The 23,935-nt window shown below is 71.0% G+C and carries 25 protein-coding genes and 1 pseudogene; 12 read left to right on the top strand and 14 right to left on the bottom strand.

Annotated elements, in window-relative coordinates:
- Positions 1-263: 263 nt before the first annotated feature.
- On the top strand, positions 264-1,073 hold the full coding sequence (locus ACODT5_RS41390) for a thioredoxin domain-containing protein (RefSeq protein WP_422524114.1): 810 nt from the start codon (positions 264-266) through the stop codon (positions 1,071-1,073).
- 15 nt (positions 1,074-1,088) lie between these two features.
- Here ACODT5_RS41390 and ACODT5_RS41385 read toward each other — a convergent pair whose 3' ends face one another.
- A complete protein-coding gene (locus tag ACODT5_RS41385) occupies positions 1,089-1,628 on the bottom strand; it encodes a hypothetical protein (RefSeq protein WP_422524113.1) in 540 nt (179 codons plus the stop codon).
- A gap of 94 nt (positions 1,629-1,722) precedes the next feature.
- Between ACODT5_RS41385 and ACODT5_RS41380 the strand changes: the two genes are divergently transcribed.
- Together ACODT5_RS41380 and ACODT5_RS41375 are read left to right on the top strand one after the other, a co-directional pair.
- Complete coding sequence (locus ACODT5_RS41380) at positions 1,723-2,250, top strand: hypothetical protein (protein WP_422524112.1); 528 nt, start codon at positions 1,723-1,725, stop codon at positions 2,248-2,250.
- Positions 2,251-2,303: 53 nt separating this feature from the next.
- On the top strand, positions 2,304-4,574 hold the full coding sequence (locus ACODT5_RS41375) for a tetratricopeptide repeat protein (RefSeq protein WP_422524111.1): 2,271 nt from the start codon (positions 2,304-2,306) through the stop codon (positions 4,572-4,574).
- A 48-nt stretch (positions 4,575-4,622) separates the two neighbouring features.
- Here ACODT5_RS41375 and ACODT5_RS41370 read toward each other — a convergent pair whose 3' ends face one another.
- A complete protein-coding gene (locus tag ACODT5_RS41370; protein WP_422525192.1) occupies positions 4,623-5,045 on the bottom strand; it encodes an ATP-binding protein in 423 nt (140 codons plus the stop codon).
- A 363-nt stretch (positions 5,046-5,408) separates the two neighbouring features.
- Between ACODT5_RS41370 and iscB the strand changes: the two genes are divergently transcribed.
- The 3 genes from iscB to ACODT5_RS41355 are packed head-to-tail and all read left to right on the top strand — an operon-like array spanning position 5,409 to position 7,965.
- Positions 5,409-6,821 carry an RNA-guided endonuclease IscB gene (iscB, locus tag ACODT5_RS41365; RefSeq protein ID WP_422524110.1) on the top strand — a complete coding sequence of 471 codons (1,413 nt, stop codon included), beginning with the start codon at positions 5,409-5,411 and terminating at the stop codon, positions 6,819-6,821.
- Positions 6,822-6,850: 29 nt separating this feature from the next.
- Complete coding sequence (locus tag ACODT5_RS41360; RefSeq protein WP_422524109.1) at positions 6,851-7,720, top strand: helix-turn-helix domain-containing protein; 870 nt, start codon at positions 6,851-6,853, stop codon at positions 7,718-7,720.
- Positions 7,717-7,965 carry a DUF397 domain-containing protein gene (locus ACODT5_RS41355; RefSeq protein WP_422524108.1) on the top strand — a complete coding sequence of 83 codons (249 nt, stop codon included), beginning with the start codon at positions 7,717-7,719 and terminating at the stop codon, positions 7,963-7,965. Before ACODT5_RS41360 ends, ACODT5_RS41355 begins: the two co-directional genes overlap by 4 nt.
- 49 nt (positions 7,966-8,014) lie before the next feature.
- Here ACODT5_RS41355 and ACODT5_RS41350 read toward each other — a convergent pair whose 3' ends face one another.
- Positions 8,015-8,347 carry a hypothetical protein gene (locus ACODT5_RS41350; protein WP_422524107.1) on the bottom strand — a complete coding sequence of 111 codons (333 nt, stop codon included), beginning with the start codon at positions 8,345-8,347 and terminating at the stop codon, positions 8,015-8,017.
- Positions 8,347-8,868, bottom strand: a complete 522-nt coding sequence (locus tag ACODT5_RS41345; protein WP_422524106.1) for a DUF6232 family protein — start codon at positions 8,866-8,868, stop codon at positions 8,347-8,349. Before ACODT5_RS41345 ends, ACODT5_RS41350 begins: the two co-directional genes overlap by 1 nt.
- A gap of 255 nt (positions 8,869-9,123) precedes the next feature.
- On the opposite strand from ACODT5_RS41345, the gene ACODT5_RS41340 reads away from it, so the two are divergent.
- Positions 9,124-9,567, top strand: coding sequence for a hypothetical protein (locus tag ACODT5_RS41340; RefSeq protein ID WP_422524105.1), 444 nt, complete (start codon positions 9,124-9,126; stop codon positions 9,565-9,567).
- A 28-nt stretch (positions 9,568-9,595) separates the two neighbouring features.
- Here the strand turns inward: ACODT5_RS41340 and ACODT5_RS41335 are convergent, their stop codons facing one another.
- Positions 9,596-10,360, bottom strand: a complete 765-nt coding sequence (locus ACODT5_RS41335) for a sporulation protein (protein WP_422524104.1) — start codon at positions 10,358-10,360, stop codon at positions 9,596-9,598.
- Between the two features lie 139 nt (positions 10,361-10,499).
- Between ACODT5_RS41335 and ACODT5_RS41330 the strand changes: the two genes are divergently transcribed.
- Positions 10,500-11,054 (top strand): hypothetical protein, encoded by a 555-nt coding sequence (locus ACODT5_RS41330; protein WP_422524103.1) that lies wholly within the window; start codon positions 10,500-10,502, stop codon positions 11,052-11,054.
- Between the two features lie 79 nt (positions 11,055-11,133).
- A pseudogene (locus ACODT5_RS47000) lies at positions 11,134-11,487 on the top strand (GNAT family N-acetyltransferase); the annotation flags it as partial.
- Positions 11,488-11,550: 63 nt separating this feature from the next.
- Here ACODT5_RS47000 and ACODT5_RS41320 read toward each other — a convergent pair.
- Entirely contained in the window at positions 11,551-13,317 is a 1,767-nt protein-coding gene (locus ACODT5_RS41320; protein ID WP_422524101.1) for an AMP-dependent synthetase/ligase, read from the bottom strand.
- Positions 13,318-13,496: 179 nt separating this feature from the next.
- Here ACODT5_RS41320 and ACODT5_RS41315 point away from each other — a divergent pair, with 179 nt between their 5' ends.
- Positions 13,497-14,516 carry an AraC family transcriptional regulator gene (locus ACODT5_RS41315; RefSeq protein ID WP_422524100.1) on the top strand — a complete coding sequence of 340 codons (1,020 nt, stop codon included), beginning with the start codon at positions 13,497-13,499 and terminating at the stop codon, positions 14,514-14,516.
- A gap of 28 nt (positions 14,517-14,544) precedes the next feature.
- Here the strand turns inward: ACODT5_RS41315 and ACODT5_RS41310 are convergent, their stop codons facing one another.
- Positions 14,545-15,483, bottom strand: a complete 939-nt coding sequence (locus ACODT5_RS41310) for an alpha/beta hydrolase (RefSeq protein WP_422524099.1) — start codon at positions 15,481-15,483, stop codon at positions 14,545-14,547.
- Positions 15,484-15,563: 80 nt separating this feature from the next.
- Here ACODT5_RS41310 and ACODT5_RS41305 point away from each other — a divergent pair, with 80 nt between their 5' ends.
- The gene (locus ACODT5_RS41305; protein WP_422524098.1) at positions 15,564-16,016 is read left to right on the top strand and encodes a MarR family winged helix-turn-helix transcriptional regulator; all 453 of its coding nucleotides are present in this window, start codon (positions 15,564-15,566) and stop codon (positions 16,014-16,016) included.
- Positions 16,017-16,021: 5 nt separating this feature from the next.
- Here ACODT5_RS41305 and ACODT5_RS41300 read toward each other — a convergent pair whose 3' ends face one another.
- The 5 genes from ACODT5_RS41300 to ACODT5_RS41280 all read right to left on the bottom strand — a co-directional run bounded on the left by ACODT5_RS41300 (position 16,022) and on the right by ACODT5_RS41280 (position 18,950).
- A complete protein-coding gene (locus ACODT5_RS41300; protein WP_422524097.1) occupies positions 16,022-16,312 on the bottom strand; it encodes a hypothetical protein in 291 nt (96 codons plus the stop codon).
- Positions 16,313-16,795: 483 nt separating this feature from the next.
- Positions 16,796-17,179, bottom strand: a complete 384-nt coding sequence (locus ACODT5_RS41295; protein WP_422524096.1) for a hypothetical protein — start codon at positions 17,177-17,179, stop codon at positions 16,796-16,798.
- A gap of 56 nt (positions 17,180-17,235) precedes the next feature.
- Positions 17,236-17,592 carry a DUF6232 family protein gene (locus ACODT5_RS41290; protein ID WP_422524095.1) on the bottom strand — a complete coding sequence of 119 codons (357 nt, stop codon included), beginning with the start codon at positions 17,590-17,592 and terminating at the stop codon, positions 17,236-17,238.
- Positions 17,593-17,630: 38 nt separating this feature from the next.
- Entirely contained in the window at positions 17,631-18,266 is a 636-nt protein-coding gene (locus tag ACODT5_RS41285; RefSeq protein WP_422524094.1) for a DUF6232 family protein, read from the bottom strand.
- A 168-nt stretch (positions 18,267-18,434) separates the two neighbouring features.
- Positions 18,435-18,950 carry a hypothetical protein gene (locus ACODT5_RS41280; protein ID WP_422524093.1) on the bottom strand — a complete coding sequence of 172 codons (516 nt, stop codon included), beginning with the start codon at positions 18,948-18,950 and terminating at the stop codon, positions 18,435-18,437.
- Between the two features lie 214 nt (positions 18,951-19,164).
- Here ACODT5_RS41280 and ACODT5_RS41275 point away from each other — a divergent pair, with 214 nt between their 5' ends.
- Positions 19,165-20,328 (top strand): lipase family protein, encoded by a 1,164-nt coding sequence (locus ACODT5_RS41275; protein ID WP_422524092.1) that lies wholly within the window; start codon positions 19,165-19,167, stop codon positions 20,326-20,328.
- A 55-nt stretch (positions 20,329-20,383) separates the two neighbouring features.
- On the opposite strand, the gene ACODT5_RS41270 is transcribed toward ACODT5_RS41275, so the two are convergent.
- Positions 20,384-21,988 carry a hypothetical protein gene (locus ACODT5_RS41270; RefSeq protein WP_422524091.1) on the bottom strand — a complete coding sequence of 535 codons (1,605 nt, stop codon included), beginning with the start codon at positions 21,986-21,988 and terminating at the stop codon, positions 20,384-20,386.
- Between the two features lie 126 nt (positions 21,989-22,114).
- Positions 22,115-23,770 carry an alpha/beta hydrolase gene (locus ACODT5_RS41265; RefSeq protein ID WP_422524090.1) on the bottom strand — a complete coding sequence of 552 codons (1,656 nt, stop codon included), beginning with the start codon at positions 23,768-23,770 and terminating at the stop codon, positions 22,115-22,117.
- Positions 23,771-23,935: the final 165 nt, after the last annotated feature.

The raw sequence follows: 23,935 nt of genomic DNA, 5'->3' as shown, positions 1-23,935 counted from the left end.
AAAAGTCGTATAACGCTCCGCGCACCCCGAACATCTTCGCGCGGACGGCCGAGCGGACGGTCGATCGGGCCGTGGAGGTTAACTGTCTATCAGTTCTTCGCGCGCGACTCACCGCCGCCCCGGGAGATGTGTCCCACCATTCGCCTGCCCTTCACAGGACCTTCCACAGGACCTTGCGCGGAAACGGACAAAGGACTTAGGTCCCCGCCCGATTCGCACCAATGGCACCTACTTGGGCGCTCTACGATCTTTATCCTTGGGGCATGGCAAGCAGTAAGAAGGACCAGCGGCGCGAGGCCCGCGACCGGATGCGCGAGGAGCGCGAGGCCCGGGCCCGCCGCGAGAAGCTGCGCGGGCGCGTGCTGATCGGCGGCGCGCTGGTCGCCGTACTGGCCCTCGCGGTCGGCGTCGGGACGTACGCGGCGAACTCCTCCGGCTCGGGCGCTTCCGCCGACGAGGGCGCCGACAAGCCCTTCGTCCAGCCCGCCAACACCACCGGCAAGGACGGGATCGTGATCCCGTACGGCAAGGCCGGCGCGAAGAACGTCCTCTCCGTCTGGCTCGACCCGCGCTGCCCCTACTGCGCGGGCGTCGAGATCGGCCTCGGCACGACCCTCAAGGAGCAGGCGGACGCGGGCGCGTACCGCGTCGAGTACCACTTCGCCACGTTCCTGGACAAGGCGCTGGGCGGTGGCAAGGGCTCCAAGCGGGCGGTCAACGCGCTGGGCGCGGCGGTGAACGAGAGCCCCGAGAAGTTCATGGAGTACCTCCAGGTGCTCTACAAGAACCACCCGGAGAAGGAATCGGACGACAAGTTCGGCTCCACGGCCACCCTGCTGGAGCTCGCGGATCAGGTCCCGGGCCTGCGGACGCCCGCCTTCAACCAGGCGGTCAAGGAACTCACCTACATGCCGTGGGTCGAAAAGGTCGGCCAGGCCTTCTACGACCAGGACATGAAGGGCACTCCGGACGTCTCCATCAACGGCACGAAGCTCACGGTGAACTCGGGGAAGGGGATCGACTCGATCACCCCGGACGAGTTCAAGAAGCTGATCACGGAAAACCTGAAGTAGCCGGGTGGGCGGCGGTCAGGGCCCTTCCGCCGCCTCGGCTTCCGCCTTGGACGCCGCCTTCGCCTTCTCGTCGAGCAGGTCCCCGTACCCGGCGGCCGTCCAGACGTGGTGGCGGAACCGCTCCGGAGCCGCCACGCCCTGCCACGGACCGCCCGGCGGGAAGAACACCCCGTCGCACGCGGAGCAGAACCGGGCCCCCGCGGCGACCTCGGCCGCCCGTGCGGCGCTGGCCTCCACCCGCCGCTTGTCCCTGCCCTCGCTGCGGATGAGGGCGACCGTCCCCACCATGACGAGCAGCGCGGCGACGATCCCCACCGGCACGAGCCAGGGCCAGCCCCGGTCCTCGGCGTAGTACGCGCCCGCGGCGGCGACCAGCCCCGCGATCACGGCTCCCTCGATGAAGTTCATGCAGCCGTCGCCGGTCTTGTTCGGCGCCAGGGCGAGCCGGAGCCTGTCCTTGCCCCGCTGTACGTCGGCGACCGGGACGTTGTCTCCCGCGCCGCAGCCGGGGCACATCACCGGACCGCCGTTCGCTTCCCCGTTGTTGTCCGTCATGGGCTCCATGATGACGACCCCGGAACCCGCGGCCGTGGCCCGCCTTTTCTTGGTCGAAAGGGCCGTACGCGCTGCCGCACAGAAGTACGTTCGGATGCGGCTCGTCGAGGGCCGCGTACGAGGATCCGGAAACACGGGGGTGGGCAAGGTGCTGGCGGAATCCTTGGCGGCGCTGGCCGCGGCGGGGGGCGCCGCGGTCGTACAGGCCGCGACGACGGACGCGTGGACGGAAGTCCGCGACCGGGTCGCGCGGTGGTTCGGCCGGGGCGACGGCGAGCTGGAGCGGGTACAGCTGGAGCGGTTGGACCGGAGCGCGGCCGAACTCGTGGCCGGGGGCGGCTCGGAGCAGGAGCGTGCCCTCCAGGCGCGGGCATGGCGGACCCGTATCGAGGACCTCCTGGAGGGCCTGGACGACGACACGGAACGGGAGCGGGCGGCCACCGAACTGCGCGCCCTGCTGGAGGACACCGCAGCAGCCCACGGAGTCTCGGCCGCAGCCGGCGGCGTGGCCGCCGGGCGGGACGTCACCGTGACCGCCGAGGGCGGATCGATCGCGGCGGCCGTCCTGCACGGAGGCGCGCACATCGGCCCCCCTCCGGTGCCGGATCCGGCCCAGGGCTGACCGGACCGGCGGCGTTCCCGAGCCTCCCCACCACCGCACCACCGGCAGGCGGTGTGCACGTCCACGCCAGTCGGGGCAGCCTGGCGGCGCACCACATCGACCAGGTCACCTACCAGGCCGCTCCCCGGCCCGCCGTCTCCTGGCCGCACCAGGTCGGGGTGATCCCCCGCCGGGCCGGTTCCTTCCAGGACCGGGCCGAGGTGCACCGGCTGCGCTCCGCCGTGGAGGGCGGGGGCACGGCCGTGGTGTGCCAGGTCCTGGCCGGGATGGGCGGGGTGGGCAAGACCCAGCTCGCGGCCGACCACGCCCGCCGTGCCTGGGCCGATGGCCAAGTCGACTTGCTGGTGTGGGTTACGGCCGCCACCCGCCAGGCGGTCATCGACGCCTACGCCCGTGCCGCCGCCGACATCCTGCACGCGGACCCGGCCGACCCGGAGCGGGCCGCGCAGGCCTTCCTGGCCTGGCTCGAACCCGCGCCCGGCCGGCCCCGCTGGCTGATCGTCCTGGACGACGTCGCCGACCCAGGCGACCTCCGCGACCTGTGGCCACCGGCCCATCCACACGGCCGGACCCTGGTCACCACCCGCCGCCGCGACGCCGCCCTGGCCACCCACGGCCGTCTGGTCCCGGTGGGCCTCTTCACCCCGGCCGAGGCCACCGCCCACCTCCAGCAGGCCCTGGCCGCCCAGGGCCGCCGCGAACGCGAAGCGAACCTCGCCGCCCTGGCCGAGGACCTCGGTCACCTTCCCCTCGCCCTGTCCCAGGCCGCCGCCTACCTCATCGACACCCACATCACGGTCGCCCGCTACCGTGCCCGCCTCGCCGACCGCGCGCGCCACCTGGCCGACCTGCTCCCCGAGCCCGGCGGCCTGCCCGACGACCAGGCGGCCCCCGCGGCCGCCGCCTGGTCCCTGTCCGTGGACCGCGCGAACGAGCTCCGCCCGGCCGGGCTGGCCCGTCCCATGCTGGAGCTCGCTGCGATGCTCGACCCGAACGGCATCCCGGACCGGGTCCTGACCAGCGATCTGGTCCGGACGTACCTCGGAACCCACCAGGCTTTCCAGCACGCCGACAACCCTGCCCCGAGGCCCCCCGCGGTCACCCGGGAGGAGGCGACCGGCGCTCTGCGGGCCCTGCACCGCCTAAGCCTGATCGACCACTCCCCCGCCGAAGCCCACCAGGCCGTACGGGTCCACCAGATCGTCCAGCGGGCCGTCCTCGACTCCCTCCACCCCGAGCACCACGACCTGCTCGCGAGCCTTGCCGCCACCGCCCTGACCGCCGTCTGGCCCGACGTCGAGCGCGACACCGGGCTGGCCAGTGCCCTGCGCGCCAACACCACCGCCCTGATCGCACGCGCCGAAGGCGCCCTGTACCGGCCCGCTGCTCACCTGGTGTTGTACCGCCTCGGCCAAAGTCTCGGGCACGCAGGCCAAGCAACCGCCGCGGTCCAGCACCTCCAGCACGTCACGAACATCGCCACCGAAGGCTTGGGACCGGACCACCCCAGTACGCTCATCAGCCGGTCCAACCTCGCCCTCTGGCGCGCAGAGGCGGGGGATACGGCCGGTGCGGCGGAGGCAGCTGCCGCCCTGCTGGCGGACCGCCTGAGGGTGTTGGGACCCGACCACCCCGGAACGCTCAACACCCGGAACACCCTCGCCCTCTCGCTCGGTGAGGCGGGGAACCCGGCCGGAGCCGCTGCCGCTCTCGCCGCCCTGCTGGAGGACTGCCTGCGCGTGCTGGGCCCCGATCACCCCCACACCCTCACCACCCGGAACAACTTGGCCGGCTGGCGCGGGAACGCAGGTGATCCGGCCGGGGCCGCTGCCGCGTTCACCGCCCTGCTGGAGGACCACCTGCGGGTACTGGGGCCCGACCACCCCTCCACCCTCACCACCCGGTTTAACCTCGCCCACTTGCACGGCAAGACAGGAAATCCCGCCAGGGCGGCAGACGAAACCGCCGCCCTGCTGAAGGACCGACTGCGCGTGCTGGGACCGGACCATCCGGACACCCTCGCCACCCGGGGCAACCTCGCCCGCTGGCGGGGAGAGGCAGGGAACCCCGCGGAGGCCGCTGCCGCACTCGCCGCGCTGCTGGAGGACCGCTTGCGGGTGCTGGACCCGGACCACCGGGTCACCCTCGCCAGCCGGGCCAACCTCGCCTTCTGGATCGGGGCGTCGGGGAATGCGACCGGAGCTGCTGCCGAACTCACCACCCTGCTGCAGGACTACCTGCGGGTGCTGGGCCCGGACCATCCGGCCACCCTCACCACCCGGGCCGACCTCGCCCACTGGCGCCGGGAGGCCGGGGAGCGGTAGCCGACCCGCCGCTGCCCGCGGCCTGGGCCGCGACGCCGCTCTCCACCGTCACAGGCAGGCCCACACCGTCTTCCCCGGTCCGCCCGGCGCCCTCGGCGCGACGCCCCATTCCCGCGCCAGGGCCCGTACGAGCACCAGCCCGCGCCCACCCTCCGCCGACCAGGGGTCCACGGGCGGCGGCTCCTCGGGCGGCGCCTGGTCCCCCCGGGCATCGCTCACCTCCACGCGGACCCGCAGCCCGTCGTAGCCGAGCCGCACCTCGAAGTCCCGGCCGGGCACCCGCCCGTGCAGCACGGCGTTCGCGGCCAGCTCCCCCACCACCAGCTCCACGTCCTCCGCGAGGGCGCAACCGTGCGGGATCCCCCAGGCCGCGAGCTGCACCCCGGCCAGCCGCCGGGCCAGCCGGGCCCCGCGCGGGGTGGCGGAGAGGCGCTGCCGGAACTCCGCCGGTGCCATGTCACTCAATTCCATCGTCACGTCACCGAGCGTGGCCGGTCCGCCGTACGCTTTCCAGGAACGGCGGCGCTACGGGGAACCCCCGTAGGGCCGAGGGCTGTTGCGTGTACGAGTTGTACGGGCGAGGGCGGTTCAGCGTGTAACGGGATCTCCCTCCTTTCGGAGGGGGCCCTCAGCCTTCGTGGCTGAAGGCCGCCGTTACCAGCACCAGCCAACACACGTGTGTGGAGGTGAACGAAGTTGGCTACGTTCCACGTAGGCGAGAAGACCCACCAGTCCGTGCTTCCTCAGCGGGCTGCTCTGGAATTCGAGTCAGCAGACACCCCCCGGATCGGGGACGAAACGGGACGCGAACACCGCACTCGTGCGGTAACCGGCGTGGAACATGTGCGAGGGGAGACCACCGATCCCTCACCTGGCATCGATGGCGTCACCCCCAACCATCAGGTTGGGGCGAGGGCCCGTGAGGGCCACCCCGTCGTGTTCGTCCTGGACAAGCACGGCGTACCGCTCCAACCCACCAGCCCCGCGAGGGCCCGCAAACTACTCAGCCAAGGGCGGGCGGCCGTGGCCCGGCATACCCCGTTCGTCATCCGACTCAAAGACCGCACGGTCGCCGCATCACAAGTGGACGGTGTGCACCTCGGAATCGACCCCGGCTCCAAGTACACCGGGATCGCCGTGTTCACCGCCAAGGGCGGCAATCGCCGCGGCCTGTACTCGGTCGAACTTGGCCACCGAGGCAGCATGATCCGGGACAAGCTCATCGCTCGATCCGCCTACCGACGGGGTCGGCGCTCGCGAAACCTGCGCTATCGTGCGCCCCGCTTCTCCAACCGCGCCCGCCCCAAGAGCTGGCTCGCCCCTTCGTTGCGTCACCGTGTGGACACCACCACGTCGTGGGCCACCCGGCTTGCCCGCTGGGCACCCGTCGGCGTGGTGCATGTGGAGCGCGTTGCGTTCGACACCCACGCCATGTCCAACGGCGGGCCGCTGGAGGGGGCCGAGTACCAGTACGGCACCCTGCACGGCACAGAATCCCGCGAATACCTCCTCGCCAAGTGGGGCCGGGCCTGCGCCTACTGCGGCGCCACCGGAGTCCCGCTGAACATCGATCACATCCACCCCCGCTCACTGGGCGGCAGCGACCGCATCTCCAACCTGTGCACCGCCTGCATCCCTTGTAACGAGAGGAAGTCCAACCAGTCCGTCGAAGACTTCCTCAAGGGCTCCCCGCGCCTGTTGGTCCGGATCCTCGCCCAGGCCAAATCACCGCTCCGCGACGCGGCGTCCGTCAACGCCACCAGCTGGGCACTGTGGCGCGCCCTCGACGCCACCTTCCCCGAAGTTCGCGCCACATCGGGTGGCCGCACCAAATGGAACCGGCAACGGACCGGCACCCCCAAGACACACACCCTCGACGCCCTATGCGTGGGCGAACTCAACGCCGTCATCCGTACGCCGGCCTGTGTCCTCGCGGTTGCTGCCACAGGGCGCGGCACCTATGCGCGTACCCGCACCGACAAGTACGGCTTCCCTCGCCTCCGTCTGCCCAGGACAAAGCAGTTCTTCGGCTACCAGACCGGAGATCTGGCCCGTGCGATCGTCCCCACCGGCAAGAAGACCGGCACCCACACCGGCCGGATCGCTGTCCGTGCCGCCGGAAGCTTCAACATCAGAACTGCCCACGGCCTCGTCCAGGGCATCCGCCACGCACACTTCAAGCTCCTCCAACGAGCCGACGGCTATGCCTACACCACTCGACCTGAAGGTCCCATCGATGCCACCTGACCGTCACTGTCCGTGAAAGAAGAAGGCAAATGAACGACCTGTCGGAACGCGAGGAGGAGCCGGAGCGACCCGTGGAGGTCGACGGCACCGCGTACCTCTTCAAGGCGCTCGGCAAAATCATCAAGGTGCTGCGGGAACGGGCGGGCTTGCAGCAGAAGGAGCTCGCGGCGCTCGTCCACGTGGGAGAGGACCTGGTGTCCTCCATCGAGCGGGGCGTACGAACACCCCAGCCGGACTTCCTGGAGAACGTCGACCGAGCGCTTGGCGCCGGGGGCGTCCTGAACGCGGCCATCCCGGACGTGAAGGAAGCGCTGAAGCGGGCGCGGACCCGACACCCGGATTGGTTCCGGGACTACGCGAAGGCGGAGGCAAGCGCCGACGCGATCCATGACTACAGCTACCAGGGCGTGATGGGCCTTCTCCAGACAGAGGGCCATGCGCGGGCCATCTTCGCGAAACGCCGTCCACTACTGGACGAGGCCGCGATCGAGAAGCGGGTGGCTGACCGGATGGCCCGCCAGCAGATCTTCGAGAGGTGGCCGTCACCCACCTTCAGCTTCGTCCTCGACGAGAGTCTTCTGCTGCGCCCGGTGGGCGGCACAGACGTACACAAAGGCCAGCTGCGCCGCTTCCTGGAGATCGGGCGGCTCCGCACTGTGGAGCTTCAGGTAGTGCCGTTCAGCAGGGGTGAACACACGGCGATGGAAGGGTCGTTCAGCCTCATCCATCCCAAGGGCAGGCAGCAGATCGCCTACAGCGAGACCTACAACCGCCCCAACCTGGTGACCGATCCAGAACAGGTCCGGATCTACGCCGAGCGCTATGGGATCATCCGGGCACAGGCGCTCACGCCAGACGAGTCCCTGACCTTGATCGAGAAGACGCTGGGAGAACGATGAACACCACGGACCTGGCCTGGTTCAAGAGCAGCTACAGCGGCGGCGAGGGCGGCGAGTGCCTCGAAGTCGCCTTCGACTGGCGGAAGTCGAGCTACAGCGGCGGCGAAGGCGGTCAGTGCGTAGAGGTCGCCAACTGCGCCGACTCCGTCCACGTCCGGGACTCCAAGGTCCACACCGGACCCCAGCTCGCCATCGCCCCCGGGGCCTGGTCGGCGTTCCTCGGCGGGGTCACGGAAGAGGCGTAGGACAAAGGGGGCCACTGCCCGTGGCCCCCCAGCCTTCCGCTTCCTGCTTTCAGCCCAGTAGGGCCTTGACCGCCGTGATCACAGGAACTCCCGCTTCTCCGACGAGCGTGGCAATTCCGGAGAACGTCCCGAGAATTCTCCTGAATCTCCCCTCGGGCGGATTTTCTCGCAGCTCTTCCACCGCCGCGTCGACTTCCGCCCGATCGCTCTCGTCCAGGTGCTGCCTCATCGCCTGGACTTCTTCGAGAAGCTTTTCGATCGCCGAGGCTTCCGGTGGAGTTCCGCCGGCGTACTTCCCTCCGGCCACGATGTCTCCGGAGCCGCTGTGCGTGGCGTTTCCGATGCTTCCGGCGCCGTGCTGCGTGTAACTGTCGCCGGCCATCACCGACCGCCTCCCCGGATGTCTCCGGAGCCGCTGTGCTCGGCCCGGCCGATGCTGCCGGCGCCGTACTGCTTGATCTGGTCGCCCATGACGGCTTCCTTGATGTTGATGGTCACCGGCGCGGCGTTGGGTTTGCCGATGGCCTTGGTGATCTCGAAGACCAGGTTCTCGATCTCGGCGCGGTCCAGGGACCACACCGCCTCGCGCTGGATGCCCGAGGTGTTGAGGACCAGGCCGTACACCGGGGGCCTGCTGATGACCTTCACGAGCTGCCAGATCAGCAGCCCGAAGACGGCGACCGCGATGACTCCGGCGACGTTCCCGAAGATGGCCGCGGCGATTCCGCCGATGACGAGACAGAGCAAGGCCCGGCCGATGAACCTGCGCCAGGCCGCTCCCTTGTCCACCTCCAATACGCGCTGCCCTACGTGGGAAATGTTGTGCAACGGATAGGCCTCACCGTCGACCCACAGCACACCCTCTTGTACACGGACTTGGACCGTCGAATTGTTACCCGCCATATCGCGCCCCCCTGGCTCTTTTTGGCGTTGACGGCTCGAAGTGTAGGGCGGGGCCGACCGGTCAAGTAGGGATTGGACCATTTCGACGTAGTCATGATCCATTCCACATTCCGCTTGACATGCGGCACGGCGGAACGCCGCATTCCCCTGCGGCCGGACCCTGGCCGTGCGGCGCCTTCCGGCTCATCCTGACCCCACACATACGGAGGAGGCGGGGTGGGCAGAGCACGGTGGTGGTCCCGGTGGTGGGTCCTGATGGCAGGAATCGCCTTGATCGCACTCTCGGCGGGCCTGTACGAGCCGACCCCGCTTCCCGAGCTCCGCCAGATCGACCTGACCGTCCTCAACGAGGATCCGGACGGCCGCTGCGAGGTGCGCTGGCGCGACCCGTACGCCCCGCGGGACCGCGCGGGCGCCTACCGGTGCACCCCGGACCGGGACGCCCTCCTCAAAGCCCCGGCCTACGACCCGGCGACCGGCTACGGCTGGGACACGGGCTGGGTGCTCGCCGAGGGCGACCGCAAGGGCGAGCTGTACTCGCTGGACGAGTACGAGGACACCGGCACCCACACCAGCCAGGCCGTGTTCGGGGCGGGGCTGTTCGTGACGTACATCGGGTTGCTCGCCGCGGGCATGCGGTGGCGTTGGCGGTGGCCGTGGCGGAGGCGGCCTGACGCCGGGGCGCCGGCCCAGGAGTGAAGCCACCCCCGGACCGGCTTTCCCGGGCTTACGCCAAGGACGGCAAGTACGTGACGACGTGCTTCTGCAGACTCTCCGTCCAGGCCTGCTGGTCCAGCTCGTCGTAGACGAACGTGGCCGCCGGATTGCCGCCCGGGTGGGCGTCAAGGGAGTCCTCACGGGCGGTGAAGACCGTCTCCAGCTCCTGCAGCCCCCACTTCAAGCGCTCCGGGTAGAAGAAGTCGATCTCCTGCCAGTACTTCGCCGTCTGCCGCGACTTCATGCGCGGCGCCATCTTCGGAAGGAACCCGATCTTGACCTCGGCCTCGTGCAGGCGGAATCCCAGGTCCGTATAGGCCTGGAGGATCGCGTCCTGAGCCGGGAGCGCATGGACCTCGATCTCGTCGAAGTCCCCCTGGTCCACGGACTTGTCGACGGCCAGCTCGGTACGGACCGCGGCCCGCCCGCCCGTGATGGGCGCGCCCAGCGCGTGTGTGAGCGGCATCTCCCACGGCAGTACGACCTCACCGCGGACCGTCACCGTCTCCCCGGCGGGCAGCCGGAAGCCTTCGAGATCGGCCGTCGCGACCACGTAGGGGTGCTTCCAGGCGGTCTTGCCGCCGCTCAGCTCGCGGTCCTCGGCCCGTACGACCACCTCCAGCCGTACCCGCTCGATGTCCACGTCGGCGCCGCCACCCACGGCGGTGACCACGACGCGCAGCGTCCCACCCGGGCTGACCTGCGGGTTCTCGACGACCGTCTCCACACTCGGCGCGTCGACGCCGAGGGCGCTCAGGAACTTACGGAATGCCATGGCTCTCCCCCACTCACTGACCGGCTCCCCCGCCGGTCGACGGGGTCACTCTAAGCACCGCTCCCCACAAGGGTGTTCAGGACCTTCGCTCGGATCGGACAGGTGCAACCGAACATCGGCATGGCGCGTCTGGAGGGGAATGAGACGGGGAACGGGACTGTGGGGAGCGACGCTGGCGCTGGCGCTTGCGCTGGCGTCGACCGGATGCGAGGAGCCGACACCGCCGCTCCAACCCTTGGACCCGGAGTTCGTCCGCACGATGCGGCCGGTGATCCAGGATCATCTGGCAGCGACCCAGAACCTTCGACGCTCCCTTCCGGTGCGCTACGGCGAGGTGCCGGGGTGGGAGCTCCGCTATTTCTGCGACGTGCGGATCATCGAGGTCACCCCGATGCCGGCGCAGGGCGCGTACAGCGTCGGGGTGCTCGCCGCGTGCCATGTGTACGAGCGCGTGGGTACGGACCTGGTGAAGGGGAGTTTCGGCGAGGTGGGCCCGTGGCTCGTCGAGCTGGACGGCCCCCGGGTCCATTCGAGCATCAACGACCCGGAGGGACACGAACCGGAGGTCTGGAACAAGCGCTGGTCGAAGCAGGCCACGGACGAGGTGTACCGCCTGATGGGCACCAAGTGGGCTGATCCCGCCGTCGCCGCCCGCCGGCACTTCGGCCTCCCCGCGGACGCGCCCCTGCGATGACGGCTTTAACCCTTTGCCAAGGAACCGACAGACCGGCCAACTTCGCCCAGCCGTCCCTCTCGTTCCGGACCGGCACTGTTCCCAGCTCCTCGACGCCGCCGTGGCCGCCGCCCGGGACAACGCCCGGCGCTGCGTCAGCGCGCAGGCCCAGGCGGGATCGCCCGGCAGTCACTTCCTGCCGGCCCACGGCTTCCGCAAGGTGCTCACCTTGAGGTTCGCCCGCCTGCCACTGCCCGACGTGGACCTCACCGCCCTCGCCGAGATCATCCAGCGCCCGCACCCCGGCTAGCGGCTGGCGTCATGGCAGGGAACCGTCCCCGACGACCTCGCCCGGACGTTCGCCGACTCACGCCGCGCCATGGACGACATGCCCATGGAAGACACCGACCACGGCATCACCATCTGGGACGTGGACCGGGTCCGGGCCGCGGCGAACACGACGGTCCAATACCAACTCGACCTGTAGAGGCGAACGGACGACGGGCCCTGACGGCCCCTACCCGTACAGCTCCTCGATCTCCCTCGCGTACCGCTCCGCCACCACCCTCCGGCGGAGTTTCAGGGTCGGGGTGAGGGTGCCCGCTTCCACGGTGAACTCCCCCGGCAGGACCCGGAAGGCGCGGACGCGGGCCGGGCGGGAGACCGTGGCGTTGGCCGCCTCGACCGCCTCCGCGACGAGGGCCCGTACGGCCGGGTGGTCGCCGGGGGCGGCGGGGTCCAGGGTCACCGACTCGCGTGCGGCCCAGGCGGCGATCTCCTCCGCGTCCAGGGTGATCAGGGCCACCGGGTGGGGGCGGCGGTCGCCGATCATGACGGCGCGGGAGACGTAGCGCGAGCGCTGCACGGCGAACTCCAGCTCGGTGGGGGTGATGTTCTTGCCCGCCGAGGTGATGATCAGCTCCTTCTTGCGGCCGGTGATGTGGAGGTAGCCGTCCGGGTCGACCTCCCCCAGGTCGCCCGTGTGCAGCCAGCCCTCCCCGTCCAGCGCCTCGGCCGTCGCGGTGTCGTTGGCGTGGTACCCGGGGAAGATCATCGGGCCCCGGGCCAGCACCTCCCCGTCCCCGGCGATGCGGACCTCGCACCCGGCGATCGGGCGGCCCACCGATCCGTAGCGGACCCCGTCCGGGTGGTTGAGGCTGATGACCCCGCCCGACTCCGTCATGCCGTAGCCCTCGAAGAGCGCGATGCCGCAGGCCCGCAGGAAGTCGAGCGTCGCCGGGGCGATCGGGGCGCCACCCGTCAGCGCCCATTTCAGGCGGCCCCCGAAGGCGCCCCTGACCAGGGAGTACAGGGATTTCTCGGCGGCCTCGTACGCGGGGCGGTCCTCCGCCGGCAAGCGGCCCTCCGCGGCCAGCAGCCCCACCCTGACCGCCTCCGCGAAGCGGGCGCCGCCGCCCTCCTGGGACTCCGCGAGGGAGAGGACCACCGAGTGCAGCTTCTCGAACAGCCGGGGGACGGAGGGAAGATGCGTCGGGCGGGCCTCCGCGAGCTCACCGATGACGTCCTCGATGCGGCCGCCGAAGTAGCAGAGCTCACCGCCCTCCAGAAGGGTGGTGAACTGGATCAGCTGGGCCAGCAGGTGGGCGAGGGGGAGGTAGAGGTACGTGGAGTCCCCCGGGCCGCCCTTGACCAGCGGGAGGATGGCGTCCTGGATGGCGCCGAGGTTCGCGTGCGTGAGGCGGCAGCCCTTGGGCAGGCCGGTGGTGCCCGAGGTGTAGACGATGGAGGCGTCGGCGTCGGGGTCCACCGCGGCCGCCCTGGCCAGGAGTTCGGCCTCCGGCGCCGGGTCGGGGAGGGCGCGCAGCCCGTCCATCTCCACCACCGCGCGCAGCGCGGGCAGCTTCGGGCGCAGCGCCTCCACCCGGGCGGCCTGCGCGGCGTCGTCGCAGACGACCACCACGGCAGCGGAGTCCGACAGCACCCAGGCGAGCTCCTCCTCCCCGGCCGTCGGATACACCGGCACGAGGACGGCTCCCGCGGCCAGGACCCCGAAGTGGGTGTACGTCCACTCCGGCCGGGTCTCCGCGAGCACCGCGACGCGCTCACCGGGGGCGACCCCGAGGCCGAGCAGGGCGCGGCCGGACTCCCTTGCGCGGTCGCGCAGCTGGGCGTACGAGACGGTGGTCCACCCGCCCCCGCCCTCTTCCCCCTTGTGCCGCAGCGCGGTCTCGGCGGCGTACCGCCCGCCCGTCCACTCCGTGAAGACCGCCAGCGTGCGCGGCCGCACGGCTCCGTCCGTCTCGCTCGCATGCATCGGGCTCATCGGGCTCGCCTCCCCCTCGCGTCGTACCGACTCGGGTCGTACCGACTCGGGTGGCACCCCCTCGGGTCGCTCCCCCTCGGGTCGTACCGATGACGCTAGGCACCGGGGAGGCGTCCGCGGCATGACCGGAAGCGTCACCCCCGCTGACCTCAGCGCTCATTGCGGCTACCTTCGGACCCATGGGGAGGCGGACGGTCACCGTGCACCACGTGCGTGCCGTGCTCGCGGGGGCGCGCGGCAGCGGGCTGGACACCGTGCCGCTGCTCCAGGAGGCGCAGATTCCGCCGCTGCTGCTGGGCGACGACCGGGCGCGGGTCACGCCGGCGCAGTTCGCGCGGCTGTTCCGGGCGCTGTACCGGGCCACGCAGGACGAGTTCCTGGGCCTGTCCACCGTCCCCAGCCGGCCCGGGACCTTCGCGATGATGTGCAGGGCCTCCCTGGGCTGCCGCGATCTCGGCGCGGCGGTGGAGCGCTCCGCCACCTTCTACGGGCTGTTCCCGGGAGGGCCGGAGCTGGCGCTCGAAGTCGAGGGCGGGCAGGCGTGGTTCGCGGTGCGGAACGAGTTCGCGCGGGACGAGGAGCGCTTCCTCACCGAGTGCGTGCTCGCCATCTGGCACCGGCTGAGCAGCTGGCTGATCGGCCGGCGCATCCCGCTGGCCCACGCCTCCTTCGCATATCCGGCGCCGCCGCACGCGCAGGAGTACGAGCTGCTCTTCGACTGCCCGGTCCGCTTCGGCGAGGCGCGCACGGGCGCGGCCGTGGCCTTCGACGCGCACTGGCTGACGGCTCCGCTGGTCCGGGACGAGGCCGCGCTCGACGCGATGCTCCGGCGGGCCCCCTTCGACCTCCTGTCCCGGCCGGCGTACGGGACCACGGTCGCGGAGCAGGTCCGCCGGACCCTGACCCAGGCGCTGCGCGGCTCGCCGAGGCTGCCGGAACTGGGCGAGGTGGCGGCCCGGTTGGCGGTGTCCCCGGCGACGCTGCGGCGGCGGCTCCAGCAGGAGGGCACGTCCTTCCAGCAACTGAAGGACCACGTACGGCGGGACGCGGCGATCGCCGGCCTGGCGGAGAGCCGCGAACCCATCGCGGAACTGGCGGCCCGCCTGGGCTTCTCGGAGGACACCGCCTTCCACCGCGCCTTCCGCCGCTGGACGGGCACCACCCCGGGGGCGTACCGCATCGCGTCGGGGGGCCCGTAGCGGCAGGCCGGCCAACCAGCCAGGACGATCAGCCGACCAGAGCAGCCACCCGCCCAAGACGGTCAGCCGACCGGTTCGCGAGTACGTCGGTGATGAAGCGTGCGGCGCGGTCCAGAGCCGCTTCGGCCTCGTCCAGCAGGCCTTCGAAGGCCTGGAAGACGTGGGGGACGTCGGCGGTGATGTCGAGCCGGACGTCGACCCCGGCCGCGGCCGCCCGGGCGGCGAACCGGGTGGAGTCGTCCAGCAGGACCTCGTTGGAACCGGCCTGGAGCAGCAGCGGGGGCAGTCCGGTCAGGTCGCCGTGGAGGGCCGGGCTCAGCAGTGCCTGGTCGGGGTCCTGTCCGGCCAGGTAGTGCACGAAGACGGTGGCCAGGTCCGCGCGGGTGAAGAGCGGGTCGGCGTCGTTCTTGGCGGTCATGCTCCCGCCCGAGAGGGAGGCGTCCAGGACCGGGGAGAAGGCGACCGCGGCGGCCGGCATCGGCAGCCCGGCCTCGCGGGCGGCGAGCAGGGCGGTGACGCTCAGGCCGCCGCCGGCGGATTCCCCGGCCAGGACGATCCGCTCGGCCGGAACACCCTGGTCGAGCAGGTCGCGATAGGCGGCGGTGCCGTCCTCGAGGGCTGCGGGGAAGGGGTGCTCGGGGGCTAGGCGGTAGTCGACCGAGGCGGCGCGGAGTCCGGTGCGGCGCACCAGTGCGGCGGTGAGGTTCAGCGCCGTGGCGGGTGAGCCGAAGACCCAGCCCCCGCCGTGGAAGTAGAGGATCGTCCCCGCGGCGGAGCCGCCCTCGGGCTCGACGGTCAGGGCGGGACGCCCGCCGAGGACGGAGGGGGTGACGATCACCCCGGCCGGGGCCGGACCCGAAGTCATCTGGATCTCGAAGTCCTCGCGCAGCTGCTCCGGCGGGAGGCTGCCGTCGAACGGGGACTGCCGGATCAGAGCGTCGATCGTCGCGCGCTGCGCCTTGCTCATGCCATCCTCCAGATGAAGTGCAGTTCTTCACCAGGAACTATATTCCTAGGAATATCATTCTCTCGAATCTGGAGCAGATCGTGACCGACCTCGCGCAGGTGTTCATGGACCTCGTCCGCTGCGAGACCAGGCTCTACAACGCGCTGGGCGAAAAGCTGCGCACCGGACACGGACTGACGATGAACCAGTTCGAGTTCCTGCGCATCATCGACGGCCGGGACGACTGCCGGGTCAACGACCTGGCCGAGGAGGCCGCCATCACCGTCGGGGCGACCAGCAAGGGAGTGGACCGCCTGGAGGCGGCCGGCTGGGTGGCCCGGCGGCCCAATCCCAGCAACCGCCGCTCGTCGCTGCTGGAGCTGACCCCCGAGGGCGGCGAACTGCTGGCCGCCGCCACGCCCACGTTCGAGGACGGACTGCGCTCCTTGCTCGCCGAGCCGCTGACGGCAGGCTCGCTGCAGCGGCTGGCGTCCACCCTCACCCTGCTGCGCAGAACGCTGGAGGACACCTCGACGGGAATACCCGCGGCCTGACGGGCCTACCGGGCGGCGCCGGGGACCTGGAGGGTGAACAGGCCGCAGTCGCAACCGCCGTTGCTGGTGCCGGTGCCGCAGGAGCCCTTCGGGGACTTCGCGGCCGCCGCGGCCGGGGCCGGGGCGGAGCAGCCCGCGGGGGCGGCTTCGGCGCAGGTGTTGCCCGCGCAGGAGCGGCAGGCGTTCATCTCGCAGCTGCGGCAGGCGGAGGCGGGGGCGTTGCAGCCGCGGCAGGCACTGACCGCACAAGTGGCGCAGGCCTCTCCGGCGACGTCGCAGGAGGTGCAGGCGTTCATCTCGCAGGAGGTGCAGGCGGAGGCGGGAGCGGTGCAGCCCCGGCAGGCGCCGACGCCGCAGGACGCGCAGAGCTGCGTACCGCTGCCACAGCCGCCGCGCTCGGTCCGCTCACCGCAGTCACAGGCGCGGGAGCGGGCACCGGCACCGACGCCGACACCCCGGACACTCGACTCGATCCGGCCGTCACGGCGGATTCCGGTGCCGGCCTCGGCGACGCGCAGCGCGGTCCGCAGGGTGGGGCGGGACCCCGGTGGATGACCCGACGCTTGGCCGTCTGTCGCACTGCCGCGTTCATCTGGTGCCTCCTGGGCGGGGTGGGGATCGCTTTCCGAGGCGGACTTTAGCAATTAACTCGTGTGTAATTGCAAATCGGGAAGACGCAAGAAAGGCTTGCCTTTCCTAAGAAAGCAAGCCTTTCCTGCTTACTGTCAGCACATATTCGCCGAGTGGAACCTATTCACTTAGCAAAGACGTGACCTCGGCTAGGCCAACCCCAACAGCGCCAGCAGCTGGGTCACCGCATCGAAGACCGGCCGCCCGACCTCCCCCGCGAGGGCCGCGATGCCCAGTACGGCCGACAGGGCCCCGTACCGTGCCGCCGGGGCGCTCTCCGCGGAGGCGATGACCGGCAGGTTGGCGTCGATGATGCCCGCGCCGGCCGGCGTGACCTGGGCGCGGAGCTCCAGGAGCAACCGCTCCAGCTCCTGGATCGCTTCCTGGGGCATGCGCGGCGCCCCCTGCGGACCGCCGATGGTCGGGGACTGGTTCTTGACGATGCCGATGTTGCCCTGACCGTCGTTCATGACGACCTTGTCGCCATAGTGGGTGTGGGTGCCACCGTCCGCGTCCCTGCCGCTGTCCGTCATTTCAGTATCCCCTTGTTGCCCTTACCGCCGTTGATGTTGACCGTGTCGCCGAAGTGCTAGTCCCCGAGCTTCACTTGCAGCTGGTGCACGTAGACCGCGAACTCGTTCTCGGGGCGTTCGATGGCGTCGACTATGCGGCGCACCAACCGGCGCAGGTCGTCGCGCTGCCCCAGCGTCACCACCACGACGGCCATCCACTGCCCGAACTGGACCACCGCCTTGGTCCGGTTGGGTTTGAGTACGAAGCTCCGCACCCGGACCACGTTGTGCAGCGGGTAGACGGCTTCCCCCACCCAGAGGAGGCGCCGGCTGACCCGCAACGTGACACCGAATTCGTCGACCCCGTGACTCCACCCCGGCCTGTCCGGGTCCGGGCCCTGCGCATGCGCCAACGACCGCGGTACGGGAGGCACCACCGGTGGCTGCGGTGGTTCCTGTGGGGGCGGCACGGTCACGACTTCACCACGCCCGCGTTGCCCACCCCGCCGTAGATGTTCACGCTGTCCCCGAGGTAGTAGCTCTTCAGGTTGAGCTCCACCCGGTCCATCCGGATCGAGAACTCCGCCTCCGGGTGTTCGATGGCGTGGACGACGTGCTGGACGACCACGCCCAGCCGGCTCTTGTCCCGCATCGTCACCAGCGCGATGGATCCGCTGGCAGTCTCCACGGCCAGGACGTGCAGGTCCGGCCTGGTCACCTTGTAGATGAGCTGTGCCACGAGGAAGAGCCCCGCAATGATCCCGAAGGTCCACACCATCTGCTGCTGGGAGCTCGCGCTGTCCTCGTAGTTGCCGTAGATGCCGGACGAGTAGCTCGGTTCATCGATGACGAACTCCACGAGCACGTACAGCACCACCGCCAGAGCGGCCCCCCGCTTCAGGAACTGCACACCGGCCTTCGCCCGGTCGGGCGACAGCACCGAGGTATGCACCCGGACGATGTTGCGCAAGGGATAGGCGGCCGGCCCTACCCACAACAGCCTTCGGCTGATGCGCAGTTCGACGCCGTACTTCCCCGCGCCCGGCGGCAGGGGCGGCAGTGGCGGCTGCTGTGGCGGCGGCGGTGCCGTGACCCCGTTGGATTCCATGAACTCCCCCAGTTGACCGCACAGTTGCGTGACTGCGCGGAGAACCATTAAGCACCCGAACCCTTCACGATGCGAGCGTCAATTGCTCGCCAACTCGCAAGCAATTAAGGGCTGTTGGGGTCAGCGGAGCCAGTGGGACCAGTGGGTCCATCGAGGCCACCAGGGCCGTCAGGCCCGCCTGCGGGTCGGCACCATCGCCCCCAGCGCGGCAAGGAGCAGGACGACCACGCCGAGCGCGGCCACACCCGCCGCCGCCAGGTGGACGATGGTGATCCACAGCTCCGGCTTGCCGTACGCCCGGTCGCCGAGCGCGCGGGCCTCGCCCTTGTACGCCAGCTTGCCCGAGCCGTCGCGGGCGATCTCGTCCGCGTACGAGTACAGCGTGCCGGTCCGGGCCTTCCCCTCGGCGGTCCACCCGGCGCCCTCGCACTTGCCGGTGCTGCGCCCCGAACCGCCGCCGCGGCTCACGACGGTCTGCACCCCGCAGCTGCCGGGGAGTTGGACGGTGACCGGGTCGGCGAAGGCATAGGCCGCGCCCCAGCCGGCGGGCTGCTGGGAGGCCATTCCGACGAAGAAGAAGGCGGCGAGGCCGATCCCCGCGAGGACCAGCCCCAAGGTCGCCCGGTTCTTGAACTTCTCCATGCGCGTCGCGACCGCCACAACTCCCCCAAATGGTGTGTTCATGCCAAGTCCGATACTCCGCATGGCTGAATTCCGCCCTGCGTGTCGCGCGTTTGTACCGCACCCGCGGCCACGCCGACAAGGTGGGCGGGCCAGGCGAGGCGGATGCGGCCCCGGGCCAGGAAAGCTGAGCTGTGCGGTCAGCGACGTTCCTACCGGTCGGTCACTACCTTCTCCTCACCTACCACCCCCACCGGACCCTTGGGAGAGCCGCCCCATGCGCATCCGAAGCTCAGCACTCGCCGCAGTGGCCGCCCTGGCCCTCTCGGCCGCGATCCCCACCACCACCGCCCAGGCCCAGGACCAGGCCGCGGAGGCCGGCGCCCGACCCGGCGACATCGTCAGCAGCGCGCCGTCCGCGTTCCACCCGCTGCCCGGCCAGCCCACCAACGCCAAGGCCTGGAAGATCCACTACAACTCGACGACCGCCGACGGAGCCCCGAACGTGGTCTCCGGCACCGTCATCGTCCCGCAGGACGGCCGCACCGGCCCGCGCCCCCTGATCACCTACGCCGTCGGGACCGTCGGCATGGGCGACTCCTGCGCGCCGAGCAACAACCTCCCGTACGGCACCGCCATGGAGGCCAACCTCATCCAGCAGCTCACCCTGCGCGGCTGGGCCGTCGTCGTCACCGACTACGAGGGCCTCGGCACCCCCGGCGTGCACACCTACACCGTCGGCCCCTCCGCCGGCCACGCCGTGCTCGACGCCGCCCGCGCGGCCACCCGCCTACCCGAGGCAGGGCTGCCGGCCACCACGCCCGTCGGCATCATGGGGTACTCCCAGGGCGGCCAGGCCAGCAGCTGGGCCGCCGAGCTGCAGGGCTCGTACGCACCGGAGTTGCAGGTCAAGGGCACCGCGACCGGCGGAGTCCCGGCCGACCTGCTGAAGGTGGCCGACTTCAACAACGGCTCCTACGGCTCCGGCCTCATCTTCATGGCCGCCGCCGGCCAGGACGCGGCCTTCCCGGAGCTGAAGCTCGACTCCTACCTCAACCCGGCCGGGAAGCTCCTGGTGGGCGCCATGAAGGACAACTGCGTGGCCATCGACGCCATCGCCGGATCCTTCAAGCGGATCTCCGACCTGACCACCCGCAACCCGCTCGCGCAGCCGGACTGGCAGGCCCGGCTGAACCAGAGCAAGCTCGGCCGCACCGCCCCTGCCGCGCCCGTGTTCCAGTACCACGCGCTCGCCGACGAGCTCATCCCGTACTCCGTCGGGAGCCGGCTGCGCTCCGACTGGTGCGCGCGGGGCACGAACCTCGAGTTCGACACCATCTGGATCGGCGAGCACGTCAGCGGCGTCATCACCCAGTCCCTCGCGGCGGGCAACTGGCTCGCCGACCGCTTCGCGGGCCGCACGCCGCACCCCAACTGCTGACCGGCACACCGGCGGACGGCCCGGCTGCTGCCACGGCAGCAGCCGGGCCGTCTCGTCAGCCGGTGACGTCGACGTAGTCCGTACGGCTGCTGCTCGCGAAGTGCGTGGTGCCGTCGTCGTGGAACCGGGCCTGCCAGGTGCCGTCCTGCTTGGCGGTGAACCTCCGGCTGAAGGTGCCGTCGGCGGCGGACGTGGTCGAACCCATGTAGGCGTAGGAGGTGCCGGTCCCGGCGGGCTTGAAGTAGAAGCGCACGGTCTTGGCCGCGTACGGCCGCCAGGTCGTGGCGGACGCGGCCCGCTGCTGGAGCGTGCCGGTGAGCGTGAGGTACTGGCCCTTGCGGACCGGCTCGGGCTTCGCGTTGAAGTCCGCGACGGCGGTCACGGTCCGGGTCAGGCGGACGGGCTTCGAGGTCGACCCGTGGAGCTCGGGCGTGCCCGCGTACCGCAGGCGCCAGTAGCCGTCGACCGGCGCGTTCTCCAGCGTGGGCAGGCTGAAGTACTTGTTGATGACGGTGTCCACGGTCTTGCGGGTGGACCAGCCGGTGCGGCCGTCGGCCGAGTACTGGACTTCGACCTTGGCGGGGCCCGGGGCCGCCGAGGTGGCGTGCTGGACGAGAACCGCCTGCCCGGTCACCTTGCGGTCCCTGTCCACGCTCAGGGCGACGGAGTCGAAGGCGGTTCCCGCCGTCACCGTGGCACCGAGTTCGACTTGCGTGCGGTAGTCGAACCACTGCTGGTTGTAGCCGGCGGCGACGCTCCAGGTCGAGGACTTCAGGACCTTCCCGGCCTTGGTGAACCGACCCGTGGCATCGCTCGCGAACGCGAACAGCGAGCGGTTGTCGATCACCAGCCGCATCGGCGTGGCGATCGGCTTCCGCGTGCCGTCCGCGGCGGTGCGCGTGATGGATCCGCTGACCGTGGCGTAGGTGCCGTACGGGGCCGTCACCGACCGGGAGCCTTCGTCCAGGGTGATGTTCACCGGCTGGCGCTCGACCCTGGGGCCGGCCTCCTGCGCGTCGCTGCCGTGGTCGGTGGAGGCGAACTCAAGCCAGATCCAGGCCGATTGCTCCGTACCCTTGAAGTTCACCGGCACGGAAAGGTGTCCGGCGGCGTCGGTGGAAACCGTCTTGGACTGGCCTTCGAGGGTAACGATCACCTTCCTGCCGGCGAGCGGGTTGACCTTCCCGTCACGGGGATCGCGGGCGATCAGGTCGGCGGAGACGGTGGTGTCCAGGCTGTCGAGGGAGACCGTCTTGGACGTGGTCTGGTTCTCGAAGTCGGCGAGCGCGCGGTAGTCGAGTTCCGCCACGGCCTTGCGGAAGATCCGCTCGCCCTCGGTGCCCTTGTACTCGACGTCCACGGTGTAGAGGCCCAGGTCGGCGAATCTCAACGCATCGGACTTGTACGACACATCGCAGGACCGGCAACCCTCCGTGTACACGAAGTCCTTGACGGTCCGGATCCGGGTGTCGCTGCCCTTCTTGCGAAGGTGGGCGACGAGGCCGGGCATGGGCTCGTTGGCCACGACCAGGATGCCGTCAGGACCCGCAGAGGCGTGGATGGTGTCGACGGGATCCGCGGCCTGTGCGGTTCCGGATGCGAGCAGGGTGCCGAGTACGGCGGTGGCGGCGACGAGCGCCGCCGAGGTGATTCTCTTCAAGACGTCCCCCAGGAAGACAGCGGTGATCTCCTGGTGTGACAACTCGGCCGACTCACTGGTTGTACGCGCGATCGTACGAACTCGCGGGCCGGCCATGACACATGCCCGGCGGCGCGGTCCGCGCCCTCACTCCTCGGCGGGGCAGGAGCGGGTCCCGGAGGGCAGCCGGCCGTCGATCAGGAAGTGGTCCACGTACCCCTGCACGCAGCGCGAGGCGACGTACCCGGTGTGGCCGTCGCCCTTGTAGTCCACGACCACGGTGTTGCCGAGCCGCTTCGCCGTCTCCTCCGTCCACTCGTACGGCGTGGCCGGGTCCCCGCGCGTACCGACGAGCAGGATGCGCGGGATGCCGGCCGGGCGGTCGATCCTGCGGATGAAATCGGTGCCGGCGGGGCGCCCGTAGCAGGCCAGCACCGTCATCAGCTGGCGCGGCCCGAAGATCGGCGAGGCGGCGAGGAAGACCGGCTGGAGCTCCGCCAGCTCCCGCGCGACGGCCGCCGGGGAGGCCTTGGCGTCGCCGCGGTCCGGGTCGTCGGCGCAGTTCACGGCGACGAGCGCGGAGGTGGCGTTGTCGGCGGGCACGGTGACGCCGCCGACGGTCTCCTCCCTGGGCGGAGGCGGTTCGTCCGGGCCGCCGAGCTGCATCAGCCCCACGGGGTCCGCGCTGCGCTCGACCAGCTCGAGCGCTTCCGCGAGGTCGGGCCAGGTCTTCTGCGAGTACAGGGCGGACCCGATGGCGTCGGCCACGTCCTGCCCGGTGAAGCGCACTCCGCCCTCGCCGGTCAGCGGCTCCGCGTCCAGGCGGGCGACGAGGGCCTGGACCTTCTCCTTGGCGGTACGGGTGTTCGTACCGTAGACACAGCCCTGCTGGTGGGCGCACCAGACGAGGAAGTTGTCGAGCGCCCGCTGCTGGCCGACCGCCGACAGCAGGGCCTGCTCGCCGAGCGGCTCGGTGAGGGTGTCGACCCCGTCGAGGACCATCCGGCCGGTGCTGCGCGGGAACAGCGCGGCGTAGACCGCGCCGAGGCGCGTGCCGTAGGAGAAGCCGAGGAAGTCGAGCTTGTCCTCCCCGAGGGCACGGCGCAGCAGGTCCATGTCGCGGGCCACGCTGACGGTGCCGATGTACGGGAGCACCGGGCCGGAGTCCAGCGCGCAGCGCTTGGCGACGGCGCGCAGGGCGGCGAGCTCGGCGGCGGGCCCGCCGGGGGGCGCGTCCCCCTCCCTGGTGGTGCCTCCGCAGGTGATGGGGGCGCTGTGGCCGACGCCGCGGGGGTCGAAGACGACCAGGTCGTAGCGCTTGTTGAGCTCCGCGAAGGCGTTGGGGTCGGCGGCGAGGGTGGAGACGCCGGGGGCGCCGGGACCGCCGAAGTTCAGCACGAGGGAGCCGATCCGCTTGCGGGCGGGCCCGGTGGCGGGAAGCGTGGCGACGGCGATCCTGACGGTCCCCTGGCCTTGGCCTTGGCCCTTGGCTTGCCCCTTGGCTTGGCCCTGGCCCTTGCCCTGGCCCTTGGCCTCGTAGTCGAGCGGCACGGTGAGGGTGCCGCACCGCAGGCCCGCGGGCACGGGCTTCTCGGGGCACGCGCCCCACTGGATCCCCGTAGCGGCGGGGGCGGGGGTCGGCAGCACCGCGCCGGGCACGGCGGCGAGCAGGGCCCCGGCCAGAACGGTGCCGACGACCCCGGCGCCTATCCGGGTACGGGCCCGGGACAGCGAGCGGGGACGGGAGCCGACACGGGAACGGGAACGGGAGTGGGAACGCGAGCGGGATCGGGCACGGTGCACTGCACCCTCCTCGGGCGACCCCCCGGACCGGTCGGCTCACGATAAGCAGACCCTGCCGACGCCGCTCCGGCCGCCGCGGCGCGGTGAGTGCGGCGCGGGCGCGCTCCGGTCGGCGACGGCCCTGCGGGGCCGGGCCTGCGGTGCGGGCCGCACGGGACGCGAGCG

Source organism: Streptomyces tatrensis (assembly GCF_049310065.1).
Lineage (GTDB): Bacteria > Actinomycetota > Actinomycetes > Streptomycetales > Streptomycetaceae > Streptomyces.
This window is presented reverse-complemented; position numbering and strand designations above follow the sequence as displayed.

Excerpts from the sequence above, each read along its gene's own strand:
- ACODT5_RS41335 (WP_422524104.1), bottom strand. The coding sequence starts at position 10,360 with ATGGCATTCCGTAAGTTCCTGAGCGCCCTCGGCGTCGACGCGCCGAGT.
- ACODT5_RS41300 (WP_422524097.1), bottom strand. The coding sequence starts at position 16,312 with ATGAACGCCTGCACCTCCTGCGACGTCGCCGGAGAGGCCTGCGCCACT.
- ACODT5_RS41355 (WP_422524108.1), top strand. The coding sequence starts at position 7,717 with ATGAACACCACGGACCTGGCCTGGTTCAAGAGCAGCTACAGCGGCGGC.
- ACODT5_RS41350 (WP_422524107.1), bottom strand. The coding sequence starts at position 8,347 with ATGGCCGGCGACAGTTACACGCAGCACGGCGCCGGAAGCATCGGAAAC.
- ACODT5_RS41330 (WP_422524103.1), top strand. The coding sequence starts at position 10,500 with ATGAGACGGGGAACGGGACTGTGGGGAGCGACGCTGGCGCTGGCGCTT.
- ACODT5_RS41285 (WP_422524094.1), bottom strand. The coding sequence starts at position 18,266 with ATGGAATCCAACGGGGTCACGGCACCGCCGCCGCCACAGCAGCCGCCA.
- ACODT5_RS41380 (WP_422524112.1), top strand. The coding sequence starts at position 1,723 with ATGCGGCTCGTCGAGGGCCGCGTACGAGGATCCGGAAACACGGGGGTG.
- ACODT5_RS41385 (WP_422524113.1), bottom strand. The coding sequence starts at position 1,628 with ATGACGGACAACAACGGGGAAGCGAACGGCGGTCCGGTGATGTGCCCC.
- ACODT5_RS41295 (WP_422524096.1), bottom strand. The coding sequence starts at position 17,179 with ATGACGGACAGCGGCAGGGACGCGGACGGTGGCACCCACACCCACTAT.
- ACODT5_RS41320 (WP_422524101.1), bottom strand. The coding sequence starts at position 13,317 with ATGAGCCCGATGCATGCGAGCGAGACGGACGGAGCCGTGCGGCCGCGC.
- ACODT5_RS41310 (WP_422524099.1), bottom strand. The coding sequence starts at position 15,483 with ATGAGCAAGGCGCAGCGCGCGACGATCGACGCTCTGATCCGGCAGTCC.
- ACODT5_RS41345 (WP_422524106.1), bottom strand. The coding sequence starts at position 8,868 with ATGGCGGGTAACAATTCGACGGTCCAAGTCCGTGTACAAGAGGGTGTG.
- ACODT5_RS41340 (WP_422524105.1), top strand. The coding sequence starts at position 9,124 with ATGGCAGGAATCGCCTTGATCGCACTCTCGGCGGGCCTGTACGAGCCG.
- ACODT5_RS41275 (WP_422524092.1), top strand. The coding sequence starts at position 19,165 with ATGCGCATCCGAAGCTCAGCACTCGCCGCAGTGGCCGCCCTGGCCCTC.
- ACODT5_RS41390 (WP_422524114.1), top strand. The coding sequence starts at position 264 with ATGGCAAGCAGTAAGAAGGACCAGCGGCGCGAGGCCCGCGACCGGATG.
- ACODT5_RS41315 (WP_422524100.1), top strand. The coding sequence starts at position 13,497 with ATGGGGAGGCGGACGGTCACCGTGCACCACGTGCGTGCCGTGCTCGCG.
- ACODT5_RS41360 (WP_422524109.1), top strand. The coding sequence starts at position 6,851 with ATGAACGACCTGTCGGAACGCGAGGAGGAGCCGGAGCGACCCGTGGAG.
- ACODT5_RS41370 (WP_422525192.1), bottom strand. The coding sequence starts at position 5,045 with ATGGAATTGAGTGACATGGCACCGGCGGAGTTCCGGCAGCGCCTCTCC.
- ACODT5_RS41280 (WP_422524093.1), bottom strand. The coding sequence starts at position 18,950 with ATGAACACACCATTTGGGGGAGTTGTGGCGGTCGCGACGCGCATGGAG.